Annotated in this window: 11 protein-coding genes, 4 tRNA genes, 3 rRNA genes and 1 riboswitch; of the genes, 15 read left to right on the top strand and 3 right to left on the bottom strand. The window is 50.0% G+C overall.

Annotation, left to right across the window (positions count from 1 at the left end; genetic code table 11):
* Positions 1-71: 71 nt before the first annotated feature.
* Positions 72-713, top strand: a complete 642-nt coding sequence (fabR, locus tag RHD99_RS23140) for an HTH-type transcriptional repressor FabR (RefSeq protein ID WP_183272967.1) — start codon at positions 72-74, stop codon at positions 711-713.
* Between the two features lie 14 nt (positions 714-727).
* Entirely contained in the window at positions 728-1,084 is a 357-nt protein-coding gene (locus RHD99_RS23135; RefSeq protein WP_183272870.1) for a YijD family membrane protein, read from the top strand.
* Positions 1,085-1,128: 44 nt separating this feature from the next.
* Here RHD99_RS23135 and trmA read toward each other — a convergent pair whose 3' ends face one another.
* Positions 1,129-2,229 (bottom strand): tRNA (uridine(54)-C5)-methyltransferase TrmA, encoded by a 1,101-nt coding sequence (gene trmA, locus RHD99_RS23130; RefSeq protein WP_183272869.1) that lies wholly within the window; start codon positions 2,227-2,229, stop codon positions 1,129-1,131.
* 109 nt (positions 2,230-2,338) lie between these two features.
* Positions 2,339-2,530, top strand: a riboswitch (cobalamin riboswitch).
* A gap of 70 nt (positions 2,531-2,600) precedes the next feature.
* Between trmA and btuB the strand changes: the two genes are divergently transcribed.
* The 9 genes from btuB to RHD99_RS23085 all read left to right on the top strand — a co-directional run bounded on the left by btuB (position 2,601) and on the right by RHD99_RS23085 (position 11,153).
* Positions 2,601-4,472, top strand: coding sequence for a TonB-dependent vitamin B12 receptor BtuB (gene btuB / locus RHD99_RS23125; RefSeq protein ID WP_309879251.1), 1,872 nt, complete (start codon positions 2,601-2,603; stop codon positions 4,470-4,472).
* Entirely contained in the window at positions 4,417-5,283 is an 867-nt protein-coding gene (murI, locus tag RHD99_RS23120) for a glutamate racemase (RefSeq protein ID WP_183272868.1), read from the top strand. Before btuB ends, murI begins: the two co-directional genes overlap by 56 nt.
* A 384-nt stretch (positions 5,284-5,667) precedes the next feature.
* Positions 5,668-7,209 (top strand): 16S ribosomal RNA (locus RHD99_RS23115).
* Between the two features lie 69 nt (positions 7,210-7,278).
* Positions 7,279-7,355 (top strand) — tRNA-Ile (locus tag RHD99_RS23110).
* Between the two features lie 114 nt (positions 7,356-7,469).
* A tRNA-Ala gene (locus tag RHD99_RS23105) sits at positions 7,470-7,545 on the top strand.
* A gap of 203 nt (positions 7,546-7,748) precedes the next feature.
* Positions 7,749-10,657 (top strand): 23S ribosomal RNA (locus RHD99_RS23100).
* Positions 10,658-10,775: 118 nt separating this feature from the next.
* Positions 10,776-10,891: ribosomal RNA gene (rrf, locus tag RHD99_RS23095) — 5S ribosomal RNA — on the top strand.
* Together the 16S, 23S and 5S rRNA genes with 4 tRNA genes alongside form the textbook arrangement of a ribosomal RNA operon.
* 54 nt (positions 10,892-10,945) lie before the next feature.
* A tRNA-Asp gene (locus RHD99_RS23090) sits at positions 10,946-11,022 on the top strand.
* A 55-nt stretch (positions 11,023-11,077) separates the two neighbouring features.
* Positions 11,078-11,153: transfer RNA gene (locus tag RHD99_RS23085), tRNA-Trp, on the top strand.
* 80 nt (positions 11,154-11,233) lie between these two features.
* Here RHD99_RS23085 and hdfR read toward each other — a convergent pair.
* Positions 11,234-12,058: an HTH-type transcriptional regulator HdfR gene (gene hdfR / locus RHD99_RS23080; RefSeq protein WP_309876870.1), complete on the bottom strand. Its 825-nt coding sequence runs from the start codon at positions 12,056-12,058 to the stop codon at positions 11,234-11,236.
* Between the two features lie 119 nt (positions 12,059-12,177).
* Here hdfR and RHD99_RS23075 point away from each other — a divergent pair, with 119 nt between their 5' ends.
* On the top strand, positions 12,178-12,516 hold the full coding sequence (locus RHD99_RS23075) for a MaoP family protein (RefSeq protein WP_064541626.1): 339 nt from the start codon (positions 12,178-12,180) through the stop codon (positions 12,514-12,516).
* Between the two features lie 27 nt (positions 12,517-12,543).
* Here RHD99_RS23075 and RHD99_RS23070 read toward each other — a convergent pair whose 3' ends face one another.
* Positions 12,544-14,064, bottom strand: coding sequence for a YifB family Mg chelatase-like AAA ATPase (locus RHD99_RS23070; protein WP_309876869.1), 1,521 nt, complete (start codon positions 14,062-14,064; stop codon positions 12,544-12,546).
* A gap of 356 nt (positions 14,065-14,420) precedes the next feature.
* Here RHD99_RS23070 and ilvL point away from each other — a divergent pair, with 356 nt between their 5' ends.
* The 3 genes from ilvL to ilvM all read left to right on the top strand — a co-directional run bounded on the left by ilvL (position 14,421) and on the right by ilvM (position 16,559).
* A complete protein-coding gene (gene ilvL / locus RHD99_RS23065) occupies positions 14,421-14,519 on the top strand; it encodes an ilv operon leader peptide (RefSeq protein ID WP_072009493.1) in 99 nt (32 codons plus the stop codon).
* A gap of 139 nt (positions 14,520-14,658) precedes the next feature.
* Positions 14,659-16,305: an acetolactate synthase 2 catalytic subunit gene (ilvG, locus tag RHD99_RS23060; protein WP_309876867.1), complete on the top strand. Its 1,647-nt coding sequence runs from the start codon at positions 14,659-14,661 to the stop codon at positions 16,303-16,305.
* Positions 16,302-16,559 carry an acetolactate synthase 2 small subunit gene (gene ilvM, locus RHD99_RS23055; protein WP_309876865.1) on the top strand — a complete coding sequence of 86 codons (258 nt, stop codon included), beginning with the start codon at positions 16,302-16,304 and terminating at the stop codon, positions 16,557-16,559. Before ilvG ends, ilvM begins: the two co-directional genes overlap by 4 nt.
* Positions 16,560-16,572 lie beyond the last annotated feature (13 nt).

Below are 16,572 nucleotides of genomic sequence, written 5' to 3'. Positions count from 1 at the left end.
ATCCCGTATAAAACCAGTTAAGTTAATCTCTGGTATAGTGCGTTTTCGATTTAAGAGATTCAGGCAATATGATGGGTGTAAGAGCGCAACAAAAAGAAAGAACCAGGCGTTCTCTGGTAGAAGCCGCGTTTAGCCAGTTAAGTGCTGAACGGAGTTTTGCCAGCCTGAGTTTGCGCGAGGTCGCTCGTGAGGCTGGTATTGCGCCAACATCGTTTTATCGCCATTTCCGTGACGTTGATGAACTTGGGCTGACGATGGTCGACGAGAGCGGCCTGATGCTGCGCCAGTTAATGCGCCAGGCTCGACAACGAATTGCTAAAGGCGGAAGCGTAATTCGTACTTCCGTCTCAACATTTATGGAATTTATCGGTAATAATCCCAACGCGTTCCGTTTACTGCTGCGTGAGCGTTCTGGAACGTCAGCGGCTTTCCGTGCCGCCGTCGCACGTGAAATTCAGCACTTTATTGCGGAACTTGCTGACTATCTGGAACTCGAAAACCGCATGCCGCGCAGCTTTACTGAGGCGCAGGCGGAAGCGATGGTAACTATTGTATTTAGTGCTGGTGCCGAAGCGTTGGACGTTGATGCCGATCAGCGTCGTCAGCTTGAAGAGCGACTGGTGCTTCAGCTGCGCATGATTTCTAAAGGTGCGTATTACTGGTATCGCCGGGAGCAAGAAAAAATGGCATTGGCTCATTTATCCGAAGAGTGAGTGAAGGAAGAGCTATGAAACAGTTACAAGAGAGAGGTACGCTCGGGTTAGCGTTTATCGCTGGCTTGTCGATAAACGGTACGTTTGCCGCGGTGTTTAGCTCGGTTGTGCCATTTTCCATTTTCCCCATTATTGCGCTGGTGCTGACCGTGTACTGTTTGCATCAACGCTACCAAAACCGCACGATGCCGGTTGGTTTGCCAAGTATTGCCGCCGCGAGTTTCGTATTGGGTGTGTTGCTGTATAGCGCTGTTGTGCGCGCTGAATACCCGGCGATTGGCTCTAACTTCTTGCCATCCGTGCTTTCAGTTGCTCTGTTGTTCTGGATTGGGTTTAAAGTCCGTGCGCGTAAAACGCAGGTGACTGAATAATCACGCAGGAAGAAACAAAAACGGACGCCGAGGCGTCCGTTTTGCTATTTGCGTGTTAGCCACACGCCGCATTCCATATGGTGCGTATACGGGAATTGGTCGAATAGCGCCAGGCGTGAGACGTTATGGGTTTCGCTCAATGTTTCCAGGTTCTCGCAAAGGGTTTGCGGGTTGCAGGAAATATAGAGGATGCGCGGATACGCCTGTACCATTTTCACGGTGTCAGCATCCAGGCCACTGCGAGGAGGATCGACAAAAATGGTTTCGCACTGATAGCTTTTCAGATCGATACCTTTCAGGCGGTTAAACTCACGTACGCCATTCATCGCCTGAGTAAACTCTTCTGCGGCCATGCGGATAATTTGCACGTTATCGATTTGGTTAGCGGCAATGTTGTATTGCGCCGCAGCAACAGAAGGTTTGGCAATTTCCGTCGCTAACACTTGATTGAAATTACGCGCCAGAGCCAGCGAGAAGTTGCCGTTACCGCAGTACAATTCCAACAGATCGCCTTTTGAACCTTGAGTCGCATCCAGCGCCCATTCCAGCATATGAACATTCATCGCTGCGTTAGGCTGAGTAAAGCTGTTCTCAACCTGGCGATAAATCATCTCTTTACCGGCAACGGTTAAGCGTTCATCAATGAAGTCCTGATCCAGTTCGATCTTGGTTTTGGTGGCGCGACCAATCAAATGAACGTTGAAACCCTGCGCGCGCAGATTATCGCGCAGCGCCTGGGCATGTTGCTGCCACTCTTCACCAAGCTTGCGATGATAAAGCAGTGAAACAACCGCCTGGTTGCTCATTGTTGTCAGATAATCGATCTGGAAAAGTTTATGGCGCAGGGCAGGGATGTCACGAACCCCATCAAGCATTGCAGGCATCAGCGCATTGATAAGCGTACTGGCAGCCGGGAAGCTATTGACCCGGATACGCTGTTTGGTTTGCTGGTCAAACATGATGTGGTACAGATCGTCTTCATCGTGCCAGATGCGGAATTCGGCACGCATCCGGTAATGGCTGACCGGCGAGCGAAACACCTCCGGCGCTGGTGCCGTAAAAGGGGCCATCATGCTTTGCAAGCGGGCGACTTTTTCGGCCAGTTGCGCGTCGTACTGTTCAATTGGGAGATGTTCGGGGGTCATGAGCTCATACCTGTTAATGAAGTCAAACTACGCGGCGATTGTAGGGAATAGGCACGTGATGTCCAGTGCTGTTGCATTTTGATGTTTCTAGACAAACTTGTTAACAAAATCGTAGCATAGCGGTTCCGGCCTCTTTTTTATGAGTTAAAAGGGAACCCAGTGTAATTCTGGGGCTGACGCGCAGCGGTAAGGAAGAGTGGGATGAGTGCTATATGCAGACACTGCTTAACTAAGTGGGAAGTCATCATCCGGAAGTAAAACGCCTCCAAGCCCGAAGACCTACCGGTATACGTCGCAATCTGCATAACTATCGCGTGCTATCGGTTATGTCTGCGGCATCCTTATTGGAAAGCGGATGCTTATTAAAAATGATGGTAAAAAAACTTTCGCTGCTTACGGCTCTGTCCGTAACGGCTTTTTCAGGCTGGGCGCAAGACAGCAATTCTGACGAAACCCTGGTGGTAACGGCTAACCGTTTTCAACAACCAGTGAATACTGTTCTGGCTCCAACTGATATTGTCACCCGGGAAGAGATCGACCAATGGCAGGCAAAATCACTTAATGATGTGATGCGCCGTTTACCGGGTGTCGATATTGTACAGTACGGTGGTCTGGGGCAGAGCTCCTCCATGTTTGTTCGTGGGACGAGCGCCAGCCATGTCTTAGTGCTGGTTGACGGCGTTCCACTTGCGCGCCCTGGCATTTCTAATTCTTCAGATATCAGCCAAATCCCTATCTCTTTAGTGCAGCGAGTGGAATACATTCGTGGCCCGCGTTCCGCCGTTTATGGTTCCGGTGCGATTGGTGGTGTGGTGAACATCATTACCCAGAGTGATGAAGAGAGATCGCAGATCAATGCAGGTGTCGGCTCACATAGCTACCAGCAGTACGATGGTACTGTGCGTAAACGCTTTGGTGATACGGTGGCGACAATCTCTGGTGCGTATGAATCCACCAACGGTTTCAACGTTCAGCCACACTCGACTTATAGCGGTGATAACGACAGCGATGGCTACCGTAGTAAAAGCTATTGGGCGGGCCTTGAGCACAAATTTAGCGAAGAGTTTGATGGTTTCTTCCGTACCTACGGTTACACCAACAACAGCGATTATGATTTAGGTGCTCCTCCTTATTCACCAGCGTATAGCGCCGATGAGCATCAACTCTATAACCAGAATTATGATGCTGGTCTGCGTTTCCATTCTGGAATCTATTCCACGCAGTTGTTGGCGAGCTATCAAAAAGTTAAGGACTACAACTATAGCAGTGTATATGGCCGCTATAACGATGGTACGACGCTCGACCGCATGACCCAGAGCAACATCCAATGGGGTAACAACTTTCTTGTTGGGAATGGCTCAATCAGTGCTGGGGTGGACTGGCAGCAACAGCGTCTGACGTCGTCTGATACTGTGATGTCTGATAGCTATAAACGCGATAACACGGGCGTGTACCTGAGTGGGCAGCAGCAGTTTGGTGACGTAACCTTAGAAGCCTCTGGTCGTGAAGATAATGACGAACAATTCGGCTGGCACGGCACATGGCAGACTGCCGCGGGTTGGCAGTTCGTTGAAGGGTATCGTGCAACTATTTCTTACGGTACAGGGTTCCTTGCGCCATCACTGGGGCAACAGTACGGTTCCACACGTTTTGGTATCGACTCAAACCCGAACCTGAAACCAGAAGAATCTAAACAATGGGAAGCAGGGCTTGAAGGTTTGACCGGACCGGTGGACTGGCGTCTGTCGGCTTATCACTACACGATTGATAACCTGATTACCTACTATTCCGATCCGATCACCTATGATGGGTCTTATGACAACATCAAGTCTGCGACCATCAAAGGGCTTGAATGGACCGGGAGCGTTGATACTGGCATCTTTACCCACAAGTTAACGCTGCAGTATATGGACCCACGTGATGACCAGAATGATGAAGTGCTGGCTCGTCGCGCCAAGCGCCAGGCAAAGTACCAGCTCGACTGGACCATGTTTAACGTAGATATGGATGTGGCGTGGCAGTATTACGGAAAACGCTATGACAACAACACCTCAGCTTATAACCCTACTCAGCAAATTTTGCCGAGTTACAGCACAGTTGATGTTGCGGCTTCATATCCAGTCACCTCACAGTTAACCGTTCGTGGTAGAATCGCCAACCTGTTCGATAAAGATTACGAGACGGTTTATGGCTATCAAACCCCAGGACGGGAATACTACCTCTCTGGCAGCTATACCTTCTAATACACGTCCCACCGTACTGGTTTTTGACTCCGGTGTCGGTGGGCTCTCTGTGTATGATGAAGTCCGGCAACTTCTGCCTGACCTGCACTATATCTATGCTTTCGATAACGTAGCATTTCCCTACGGTGAGAAAAGCGAAGAATTCATTGTTGAACGCGTAGTGGAAATTGTTACCGCTGTTCAGGAACGTTATCCACTCGCGCTCGCCATCATCGCCTGTAATACGGCGAGTACCGTTTCGCTTCCTGCTCTTCGTGAAAAATTCGCTTTCCCGGTTGTTGGTGTCGTTCCTGCGATTAAACCTGCTGCCCGTCTGACGACCAATGGTGTTGTCGGATTGCTGGCGACTCGCGGTACGGTTCGCCGTCCTTATACTCATGAGCTGGTCGCGCGCTTTGCTTCGGAATGCAGAATCGAAATGCTCGGCTCGGCAGAGTTGGTGGAATTAGCAGAGGCCAAGTTACACGGTCAGCCTGTTGACCTTGAGGAGCTGCGCAAGATTCTTCGCCCGTGGCTACGAATGAAGGAGCCGCCAGATACTGTTGTATTAGGTTGCACCCATTTCCCTCTATTAGAAGAAGAGTTGCTGCAAGTTCTTCCTGAAGGTACCAGGTTGATAGATTCAGGTGCTGCGATTGCTCGCCGTACGGTATGGCTTCTGGAGCATGAATCTCCGAATGCAACATCTGCGGATGAGAATATTGCATTCTGCATGGGGTTAACTCCTGAGATTGCACAATTAGCACCCGTTTTGCAGCGTTATGGCTTCCCAAGGCTAGAAAAACTGGCTGTTTGCGACGATTTTGAATAAAAAAGCGACGGTTGAAATAAAAATTGAAAATAGGGGTTGTCAGCTTCCAGAAAATCCCTATACTGCGCCTCCACTGACACGGCACAACGGCTTACAAACCGGCCCGTCAGTCAGATGAAAAGCGAAAATAAACGCTTGACTCTGAAAGAGGAAAGCGTAATATACGCCACCTCGAGTTAGCAAGCGAAAGCGCGTAACTCACTGCTCTTTAACAATTTATCAGACAATCTGTGTGGGCACTCGCAGGATTGATATCTCAGATACCTTCGGGTATCAAAAAAATATCAAGTCTTGAAGAGTGACCAAGCAGTAATTCATTTAGTTGAATTATTACGAAAGTTAATTTTTGAGCACCGCTTCACGAGTTGAAGCAAATCAAGCTTTTAATTGAAGAGTTTGATCATGGCTCAGATTGAACGCTGGCGGCAGGCCTAACACATGCAAGTCGAGCGGTAGCACAGAGGAGCTTGCTCCTTGGGTGACGAGCGGCGGACGGGTGAGTAATGTCTGGGAAACTGCCTGATGGAGGGGGATAACTACTGGAAACGGTAGCTAATACCGCATAACGTCTTCGGACCAAAGTGGGGGACCTTCGGGCCTCATGCCATCAGATGTGCCCAGATGGGATTAGCTAGTAGGTGGGGTAATGGCTCACCTAGGCGACGATCCCTAGCTGGTCTGAGAGGATGACCAGCCACACTGGAACTGAGACACGGTCCAGACTCCTACGGGAGGCAGCAGTGGGGAATATTGCACAATGGGCGCAAGCCTGATGCAGCCATGCCGCGTGTATGAAGAAGGCCTTCGGGTTGTAAAGTACTTTCAGCGAGGAGGAAGGCATTGTGGTTAATAACCGCAGTGATTGACGTTACTCGCAGAAGAAGCACCGGCTAACTCCGTGCCAGCAGCCGCGGTAATACGGAGGGTGCAAGCGTTAATCGGAATTACTGGGCGTAAAGCGCACGCAGGCGGTTTGTTAAGTCAGATGTGAAATCCCCGGGCTCAACCTGGGAACTGCATTTGAAACTGGCAAGCTTGAGTCTTGTAGAGGGGGGTAGAATTCCAGGTGTAGCGGTGAAATGCGTAGAGATCTGGAGGAATACCGGTGGCGAAGGCGGCCCCCTGGACAAAGACTGACGCTCAGGTGCGAAAGCGTGGGGAGCAAACAGGATTAGATACCCTGGTAGTCCACGCCGTAAACGATGTCGACTTGGAGGTTGTTCCCTTGAGGAGTGGCTTCCGGAGCTAACGCGTTAAGTCGACCGCCTGGGGAGTACGGCCGCAAGGTTAAAACTCAAATGAATTGACGGGGGCCCGCACAAGCGGTGGAGCATGTGGTTTAATTCGATGCAACGCGAAGAACCTTACCTACTCTTGACATCCAGAGAATTTGCTAGAGATAGCTTAGTGCCTTCGGGAACTCTGAGACAGGTGCTGCATGGCTGTCGTCAGCTCGTGTTGTGAAATGTTGGGTTAAGTCCCGCAACGAGCGCAACCCTTATCCTTTGTTGCCAGCGGTTCGGCCGGGAACTCAAAGGAGACTGCCAGTGATAAACTGGAGGAAGGTGGGGATGACGTCAAGTCATCATGGCCCTTACGAGTAGGGCTACACACGTGCTACAATGGCGCATACAAAGAGAAGCGACCTCGCGAGAGCAAGCGGACCTCATAAAGTGCGTCGTAGTCCGGATCGGAGTCTGCAACTCGACTCCGTGAAGTCGGAATCGCTAGTAATCGTAGATCAGAATGCTACGGTGAATACGTTCCCGGGCCTTGTACACACCGCCCGTCACACCATGGGAGTGGGTTGCAAAAGAAGTAGGTAGCTTAACCTTCGGGAGGGCGCTTACCACTTTGTGATTCATGACTGGGGTGAAGTCGTAACAAGGTAACCGTAGGGGAACCTGCGGTTGGATCACCTCCTTACCTGAAAGATACAAACCCGCGTAGTGCTCACACAGATTGTCTGATAGAAAACGAGCAGTAAAACCTTATAGGCTTGTAGCTCAGGTGGTTAGAGCGCACCCCTGATAAGGGTGAGGTCGGTGGTTCAAGTCCACTCAGGCCTACCAAATTCCCCCCTGTTCTGCGTTGCACCTCCGGCTCGCATAATTCATTATGCGTCGCGAAGTTGCGCCTTGAACAGTGACGAATTCACGGTAAATCAAAGGTTTTACGAAATCGATGGGGCTATAGCTCAGCTGGGAGAGCGCCTGCCTTGCACGCAGGAGGTCAGCGGTTCGATCCCGCTTAGCTCCACCATTATTTCATGCTCACTCAATATCTCAAAACTGACTTAACAGTCACGTTTGAGATATTTGCTCTTTAAAAATCTGGAACAAGCTGAAAATTGAAACGACACACTGTTTCCTTTCTCCGTAATAAGAAAGGAAGTATCGGTGTGTTCGAGTCTCTCAAATTTTCACAACATCGATTGTGTCTCACGAGACATCTTCGGGTTGTGAGGTTAAGCGACTAAGCGTACACGGTGGATGCCCTGGCAGTCAGAGGCGATGAAGGACGTGCTAATCTGCGATAAGCGTCGGTAAGGTGATATGAACCGTTATAACCGACGATTTCCGAATGGGGAAACCCAGTGTGATTCGTCACACTATCGTTAAGTGAATACATAGCTTAACGAAGCGAACCGGGGGAACTGAAACATCTAAGTACCCCGAGGAAAAGAAATCAACCGAGATTCCCCCAGTAGCGGCGAGCGAACGGGGAGCAGCCCAGAGTCTGAATCAGTTTGTGCATTAGTGGAAGCGTCTGGAAAGTCGCAGGGTACAGGGTGATACTCCCGTACACAAAAATGCACTTGCTGTGAACTCGAAGAGTAGGGCGGGACACGTGGTATCCTGTCTGAATATGGGGGGACCATCCTCCAAGGCTAAATACTCCTGACTGACCGATAGTGAACCAGTACCGTGAGGGAAAGGCGAAAAGAACCCCGGCGAGGGGAGTGAAACAGAACCTGAAACCGTGTACGTACAAGCAGTGGGAGCCTCTTTTATGGGGTGACTGCGTACCTTTTGTATAATGGGTCAGCGACTTATATTCTGTAGCAAGGTTAACCGTATAGGGGAGCCGCAGGGAAACCGAGTCTTAACTGGGCGTTAAGTTGCAGGGTATAGACCCGAAACCCGGTGATCTAGCCATGGGCAGGTTGAAGGTTGGGTAACACTAACTGGAGGACCGAACCGACTAATGTTGAAAAATTAGCGGATGACTTGTGGCTGGGGGTGAAAGGCCAATCAAACCGGGAGATAGCTGGTTCTCCCCGAAAGCTATTTAGGTAGCGCCTCGTGAACTCATCTTCGGGGGTAGAGCACTGTTTCGGCTAGGGGGCCATCCCGGCTTACCAACCCGATGCAAACTACGAATACCGAAGAATGTTATCACGGGAGACACACGGCGGGTGCTAACGTCCGTCGTGAAGAGGGAAACAACCCAGACCGCCAGCTAAGGTCCCAAAGTCATGGTTAAGTGGGAAACGATGTGGGAAGGCACAGACAGCCAGGATGTTGGCTTAGAAGCAGCCATCATTTAAAGAAAGCGTAATAGCTCACTGGTCGAGTCGGCCTGCGCGGAAGATGTAACGGGGCTAAACCATGCACCGAAGCTGCGGCAGCGACGCTTATGCGTTGTTGGGTAGGGGAGCGTTCTGTAAGCCGTTGAAGCTGGACTGTGAGGTCTGGTGGAGGTATCAGAAGTGCGAATGCTGACATAAGTAACGATAAAGCGGGTGAAAAGCCCGCTCGCCGGAAGACCAAGGGTTCCTGTCCAACGTTAATCGGGGCAGGGTGAGTCGACCCCTAAGGCGAGGCCGAAAGGCGTAGTCGATGGGAAACAGGTTAATATTCCTGTACTCGGTGTTACTGCGAAGGGGGGACGGAGAAGGCTATGTTAGCCGGGCGACGGTTGTCCCGGTTTAAGCATGTAGGCGGAGAGTTTAGGTAAATCCGGACTCTTATCTAACGCTGAGGTGTGATGACGAGGTACTACGGTGCTGAAGTAACAAATGCCCTGCTTCCAGGAAAAGCCTCTAAGCATCAGGTAACATCAAATCGTACCCCAAACCGACACAGGTGGTCAGGTAGAGAATACCAAGGCGCTTGAGAGAACTCGGGTGAAGGAACTAGGCAAAATGGTGCCGTAACTTCGGGAGAAGGCACGCTGTCGGTAGGTGAAGCGATTTACTCGTGGAGCTGAAGGCAGTCGAAGATACCAGCTGGCTGCAACTGTTTATTAAAAACACAGCACTGTGCAAACACGAAAGTGGACGTATACGGTGTGACGCCTGCCCGGTGCCGGAAGGTTAATTGATGGGGTTATCCGCAAGGAGAAGCTCTTGATCGAAGCCCCGGTAAACGGCGGCCGTAACTATAACGGTCCTAAGGTAGCGAAATTCCTTGTCGGGTAAGTTCCGACCTGCACGAATGGCGTAATGATGGCCAGGCTGTCTCCACCCGAGACTCAGTGAAATTGAAATCGCTGTGAAGATGCAGTGTACCCGCGGCAAGACGGAAAGACCCCGTGAACCTTTACTATAGCTTGACACTGAACATTGAGCCTTGATGTGTAGGATAGGTGGGAGGCTTTGAAGCGTGGACGCCAGTCTGCGTGGAGCCAACCTTGAAATACCACCCTTTAATGTTTGATGTTCTAACGTAGACCCGTGATCCGGGTTGCGGACAGTGTCTGGTGGGTAGTTTGACTGGGGCGGTCTCCTCCTAAAGCGTAACGGAGGAGCACGAAGGTTAGCTAATCACGGTCGGACATCGTGAGGTTAGTGCAAAGGCATAAGCTAGCTTGACTGCGAGAGTGACGGCTCGAGCAGGTGCGAAAGCAGGTCTTAGTGATCCGGTGGTTCTGAATGGAAGGGCCATCGCTCAACGGATAAAAGGTACTCCGGGGATAACAGGCTGATACCGCCCAAGAGTTCATATCGACGGCGGTGTTTGGCACCTCGATGTCGGCTCATCACATCCTGGGGCTGAAGTAGGTCCCAAGGGTATGGCTGTTCGCCATTTAAAGTGGTACGCGAGCTGGGTTTAGAACGTCGTGAGACAGTTCGGTCCCTATCTGCCGTGGGCGCTGGAGAATTGAGGGGGGCTGCTCCTAGTACGAGAGGACCGGAGTGGACGCATCACTGGTGTTCGGGTTGTCATGCCAATGGCATTGCCCGGTAGCTAAATGCGGAAAAGATAAGCGCTGAAAGCATCTAAGCGCGAAACTTGCCCCGAGATGAATTCTCCCTGAGACCTTGAGTCTCCTGAAGGAACGTTGAAGACTACGACGTTGATAGGCTGGGTGTGTAAGCGTAGCGATACGTTGAGCTAACCAGTACTAATGATCCGTGAGGCTTAACCTTACAACACCGAAGGTGTTTTAAGAATAATGAGAAAGACACTTTAATTTTCAGCTTAATTCCAAGATTTTAAGTTAATGGTTGCAGATAACACTGCGACGGTTAATGAAAACAGAATATGCCTGGCGGCAGTAGCGCGGTGGTCCCACCTGACCCCATGCCGAACTCAGAAGTGAAACGCCGTAGCGCCGATGGTAGTGTGGGGTCTCCCCATGCGAGAGTAGGGAACTGCCAGGCTCCAAATTCAAGAAATAAATCAGGGTGTAACCCTGATGTTGTAAGAAATTCGGTGGAGCGGTAGTTCAGTCGGTTAGAATACCTGCCTGTCACGCAGGGGGTCGCGGGTTCGAGTCCCGTCCGTTCCGCCACTTATTAAAATTATTATGCCTGCTAAATTAGCGGGCTTAATAATAAGCGTTATTTAGGGGCGTAGCTCAGTTGGTAGAGCACCGGTCTCCAAAACCGGGTGTCGCGAGTTCGAGTCTCTCCGCCCCTGCCATATAATGATCCTTTGCTTCGGCAAAGGATTTTTTTTGTCCAAATTCCTCACACCTCCCCCCAAAAAACTACAAAAGCGCATTACTGCGCCATGAGTGGTGTCTTTAATAACTCTTTGATTATGCTTTGTTTATCACTATTTTGTAACCAGATTGCATACAGTGGACGCGAAAGCGCAGTTGTATCAGGTACCTGATAAATTCCTTCACGATTTTTAGCCCATTCCACAGGCAAAAATGAGCATCCATTGAGCTGTGGTAATAACTTACAAGCAATTTGAGCTGAGCTGGTCGTCAAAACGGGAATATCATCATTGCTGATGAGACCCGCTTCATGCTGCTGGAAATCAGGCCCCCATTCCAGACGTAAATACGTTAATCCTTCCTTAGAGTTTTGCGCAGAGGCGGAAAATAGCGCCAGGTTGAAATGCCCCAATAACTGGCTCGAAAACTCGTCCATTTTAGGTGACTCAGTTGTGATCAGCAGATCAAGCTGCCGCTCATGTAGCTGCTTCACCAACGACTGTCGTTGGGAAATACGTGCTTCAAATTGCATGTCTTTATGCTGTTGATAGAGCGTCACTAGCCACTCTGAGAGCATGCATTCCCAAAGTGATGCACTGGCACCAATCGTGAGTTCATTGTGCTGAGATGTGTGGGAAACCTCTTTCTTGGCAGCAAGCCAAATATTCATGAGATTTTCTGCGTAAGGCAGTAAACGTTCACCAGCCGTAGTAAGACGAATATTATTACGATGGCGAGTAAAAAGATTTACACCGAGCTGATTCTCTAATTGGCGAATTCTGAAGCTAACGGCTGATTGTGTTAGATAAAGAGCCTCCGCAGCTCGCCCAAAATGACGAGTCCTGCTTACTTCGAGGAACGTTTTTAGTAATTCAGTATCCACGACTCACTCCAAAAAAAATTTTGTCGTTATGATTTAAATGTTTTGTTTGACGCTCTGTCAAGCGTAACTAATACTCCGCGCCATAAATAGCTCGACCAAGAGAATTAGGAGCGTGCAGGATGGCGGAAAGCTTTACGACGACTAATCGGTTTTTCGACAATAAACATTATCCGCGCGGGTTCGCTCGCCATGGTGATTTCACCATCAAAGAAGCCCAACTGTTAGAACGTCATGGTTATGCGTTCAATGAGTTGGATCTTGGCAAACGTGAACCTGGTACCGAAGAAGAAGTTCTGTTTGTTGCTGTGTGCCGTGGCGAACGTGAGCCAGTGACAGAAGCTGAGCGTGTGTGGAGCAAGTATATGACGCGAATCAAGCGTCCTAAGCGTTTCCATACTCTCTCCGGTGGAAAACCACAGGCGGACGCAGTTGAAGACTACACCGACAGTGATGATTAATAAAAAATGGGGCTAAGGCCCCATTTTTTATCCAATAAGCTGCTGTAAGTGAATCAGCAAGCGGTCGATTGCGCGATAGCTTAGCGCCTCCAAAAGATGTTCCCGCTTTATCTTCTCGCACTCCTGAATATCTGCGATTGTTCGCGCAACTTTTAATAATCGATGCCATGCGCGAACTGATAATCCCAGTTTTAGCAGCGTTGCTTCCAACCAAATCGCATCACTGTGCTCAATGACACAATGTTTGCGAATCTCATGGTTATCCAGTCTCGCGTTTAACTTTTGTTGGCGAATATACTGCCGCTGCTGTGTGGCGATTACTCGGGCTCTTACATCGCTGCTGCTTTCACTGCTCAGAACGGGATTGCTTAACATGCCGGATGGAGGCAGGGGGATCTCGACCGATAAATCAAAGCGATCGAGAAAGGGCCCTGAAAGACGACTGAGATAGCGTAATGTCTGCTCGGGAGTGCAGCGATTATGCATGCCCTGGTAATGCCCTGTCGGGCTGGGATTCATCGCAGCCAGCAATTGGAAATTAGCCGGATAACTGATTTTGGCCCGAGTACGAGATATGTGAATCTCCCCGGATTCTATAGGCTCACGTAATGCATCAAGCACACGACGTTCAAATTCCGGGAGCTCATCGAGAAACAGGATTCCGTTGTGCGCCAACGATATTTCACCGGGCCGGGGAATCGAACCGCCACCAACCATGGCACTTAGTGAAGCACTGTGGTGAGGCGCTCTGAATGGGCGCTGACGCCACTGCTGATGTAGCGTATGTGGATTGACCAGGCTGAGAATGGCCGCACTCTCCAATGCTTCGTTGTCGTTTAATGGCGGGAGCAGCGTTATCAGACGACTGACTAACATGGTTTTGCCCGTACCTGGCGGCCCTATGAGCAAGAGGTTATGCCCACCCGCTGCTGTGATTTCAAGCGCTCGCTTCCCTTGGGACTGGCCAAAGATTTCATTGAGATCTTGTCGATGCTCAATCTGCTGATGCTGTAGTTTTTCTGGGGCAGGCAATTCACCTTTGCCTTCCAGAAATGCGCATACCTCGGTGAGATGACTAGCAGTAAGGCAACCTGCTTGCTCAATTAAGCCAAGTTCCGCAGCGTTTTCATCTGCAACTACAATCTTCCTCCCTGATTTTAAAGCCTCCATGGCAGACGAAATCGCGCCAGGGACGCCACGTAACGCACCGGTAAGCGCGAGTTCTCCAACGAACTCATATTGACTCAACTTATCGGTTGAGAGTTGCTCAGACGCTGCCAGCAGCGCTAGCGCGATGGGTAAGTCATACCTACCACCATCCTTCGGAAGATCTGCCGGCGCGAGATTTATGGTTATCTTACGGGCCGGAAAAACGTAGCCACTATTTATGATGGCACTTCGTACCCGGTCCCGAGCTTCACGGACGGTTGTTTCCGGCAATCCAACCAGAGTCAAACCTGGCAATCCCTGGCTGATATGAACTTCTACGGTGACTAGCGGTGCGGCAATGCCTAAAGCTGCCCTTGTATTAACAACTGCCAGTGACATAGTTGGTTCCTCTGGGATGAGTTTTTATCCTGGCAGTTAGCAGAGACAGTCAAAAGTGGTGAAATGCTATTTCTCGAAAAGCCTTCCAGACTTTCGACCGAGACATCTTATTTTGAAAATTATTCTGCGATGTGTATCGCAAAAGATTTATTTATTGAGGTTTTTTTTGGAAAAGGAATAAGAGTTTGCTCTGCGTGAAATATTTTCACTATCGTGTTATCTACTGAAAACAAATAGATTTTCTTTAACTCTATTTTTAAAGTCTTTCACTGGTCATAAAAAAATCTTGTGCATCGGGCTGAGCCTGTGATAACTCTGTAGGCATTACTTCGAACAAGTTGTCAGAACATACAAATATGAAAGCCCTTCTACAAGTGATTAGCCTAGTCGTGATTAGCGTGGTGGTGATTATTATCCCACCGTGCGGGGCTGCACTTGGAGAAAGAAAGGCTTAAAAATCAAGCCTGAATCGAAAAGAACCCCCGCACCGAAAGGTCCGGGGGTTTTTTGTTGGGCAAAGAAATTCGGAGAGGAACAGAGGATGCGTTACAGAATAAAATTCTGTTTCTCCGATAATGAGACGGGGAACTAACTATGAATGGTGCACAGTGGGTGGTACATGCGTTGCGAGCGCAAGGGGTAGAGACTGTATTCGGCTATCCGGGTGGCGCAATAATGCCTGTTTACGATGCGTTATATGACGGTGGTGTAGAACATTTGCTTTGCCGTCACGAGCAGGGCGCAGCCATGGCAGCCATTGGTTATGCTCGTTCTACTGGAAAAACAGGCGTTTGCATCGCAACTTCCGGGCCTGGTGCGACCAACTTAATAACAGGTCTTGCTGATGCGCTATTAGATTCCGTTCCAATCGTTGCCATAACCGGCCAGGTTGCAGCCCCATTTATTGGTACTGACGCTTTCCAGGAAGTCGATGTTTTAGGATTGTCACTCGCCTGCACTAAACACAGTTTCCTCGTTGAATCTTTTGATGATTTGCCCCGCGTTCTCGCAGAAGCTTTTGAGATAGCAAACTCCGGTCGTCCAGGCCCAGTCTTGGTCGATATACCCAAAGATATTCAGCTTGCGCAAGGCGATCTGGAACCCTGGTTATCAACAGTTGAAGATGACGTTGAAATGCCACGTGCAGAGCTGAACCAGGCCTTCGAAATGATTGCCAATGCTCGGAAACCGATGCTGTATGTTGGTGGTGGCGTTGGTATGGCTCAGGCTGTTCCTGCATTGCGTGAGTTCATCGCGGTTACCAACATGCCTTCAACCGTAACACTGAAAGGTTTGGGTGCGATTCCGGCAGACAATCCGTTTTATACCGGCATGTTAGGAATGCATGGCACCAAAGCGGCGAATCTTGCCGTGCAAGAGTGTGACTTGCTGATTGCAGTGGGCGCACGTTTTGATGACCGCGTAACGGGCAAACTGAATACCTTTGCCCCACATGCCAAAGTGATACATATGGATATCGACCCGGCAGAACTGAGTAAGTTGCGTCAGGCGCATGTCGGATTGCAGGGGGATTTGACTCAGTTATTGCAGGCTCTGCAACAACCGTTGGATATCACTGAGTGGCAGCAGGAAGTTGCGACCTTACGTGCCGAAAACCCGTGGCGTTACGATCATCCAGGTGAAGCCATTTTTGCTCCGTTGCTGCTCAAACAACTCTCCGACCGTAAACCACAAGAATGCGTGGTGACCACCGATGTGGGCCAGCACCAAATGTGGACAGCTCAACATATGTCCTTTACTCGACCGGAAAACTTCATCACGTCGAGTGGGTTAGGGACGATGGGCTTTGGGTTACCAGCGGCAGTAGGGGCGCAAGTAGCCCGGCCGAACGATACGGTAATCTGTATCTCCGGTGACGGCTCCTTCATGATGAATGTTCAGGAGCTGGGCACCGTAAAACGAAAACAGCTGCCGTTGAAAATCGTTTTACTGGATAACCAACGTTTAGGGATGGTTCGCCAGTGGCAGCAGATGTTTTTCTCCGAACGTTACAGCGAAACCAACCTCTCTGATAACCCCGATTTCCTCACGCTGGCCAGCGCCTTCGGTATCCCTGGCCTTCACATTACCCATAAAGACCAGGTCGAAGCCGCCATCGACACCATGCTGAATAGCGATGGCCCGTACATGCTTCACGTCTCAATTGATGAGTACGAAAACGTCTGGCCGTTGGTACCACCCGGTGCCAGTAACTCACAAATGCTGGAGAAATTATCATGATGCAACATCAGCTCGCTGTGCAGGCCCGTTTTCGTCCTGAAACCCTGGAGCGCGTGTTACGCGTCGTGCGCCACCGCGGTTTTCAGGTGTGTTCTATGAACATGGTCACGCTGGGGAATACCGACGATATTAATATTGAATTGACCGTTGCCAGCCTGCGTCCAGTCGAATTACTGTTTAGTCAATTAAGCAAACTGGTTGACGTGGGCCGCGTCGAAATCCAGCAACAAACAACACAACAAATCCGCGCCTGAGCGTAGAAGGAAG

Origin of the sequence: Buttiauxella selenatireducens (assembly GCF_031432975.1) — a bacterium.
In the GTDB taxonomy this organism is placed as follows: domain Bacteria; phylum Pseudomonadota; class Gammaproteobacteria; order Enterobacterales; family Enterobacteriaceae; genus Buttiauxella; species Buttiauxella selenatireducens.
This window is presented reverse-complemented; position numbering and strand designations above follow the sequence as displayed.

Excerpts from the sequence above, each read along its gene's own strand:
- fabR (WP_183272967.1), top strand. The coding sequence starts at position 72 with ATGGGTGTAAGAGCGCAACAAAAAGAAAGAACCAGGCGTTCTCTGGTA.
- RHD99_RS23135 (WP_183272870.1), top strand. The coding sequence starts at position 728 with ATGAAACAGTTACAAGAGAGAGGTACGCTCGGGTTAGCGTTTATCGCT.
- trmA (WP_183272869.1), bottom strand. The coding sequence starts at position 2,229 with ATGACCCCCGAACATCTCCCAATTGAACAGTACGACGCGCAACTGGCC.
- btuB (WP_309879251.1), top strand. The coding sequence starts at position 2,601 with ATGGTAAAAAAACTTTCGCTGCTTACGGCTCTGTCCGTAACGGCTTTT.
- murI (WP_183272868.1), top strand. The coding sequence starts at position 4,417 with ATGGCTATCAAACCCCAGGACGGGAATACTACCTCTCTGGCAGCTATA.
- RHD99_RS23075 (WP_064541626.1), top strand. The coding sequence starts at position 12,178 with ATGGCGGAAAGCTTTACGACGACTAATCGGTTTTTCGACAATAAACAT.
- RHD99_RS23070 (WP_309876869.1), bottom strand. The coding sequence starts at position 14,064 with ATGTCACTGGCAGTTGTTAATACAAGGGCAGCTTTAGGCATTGCCGCA.
- ilvL (WP_072009493.1), top strand. The coding sequence starts at position 14,421 with ATGAAAGCCCTTCTACAAGTGATTAGCCTAGTCGTGATTAGCGTGGTG.
- ilvG (WP_309876867.1), top strand. The coding sequence starts at position 14,659 with ATGAATGGTGCACAGTGGGTGGTACATGCGTTGCGAGCGCAAGGGGTA.
- ilvM (WP_309876865.1), top strand. The coding sequence starts at position 16,302 with ATGATGCAACATCAGCTCGCTGTGCAGGCCCGTTTTCGTCCTGAAACC.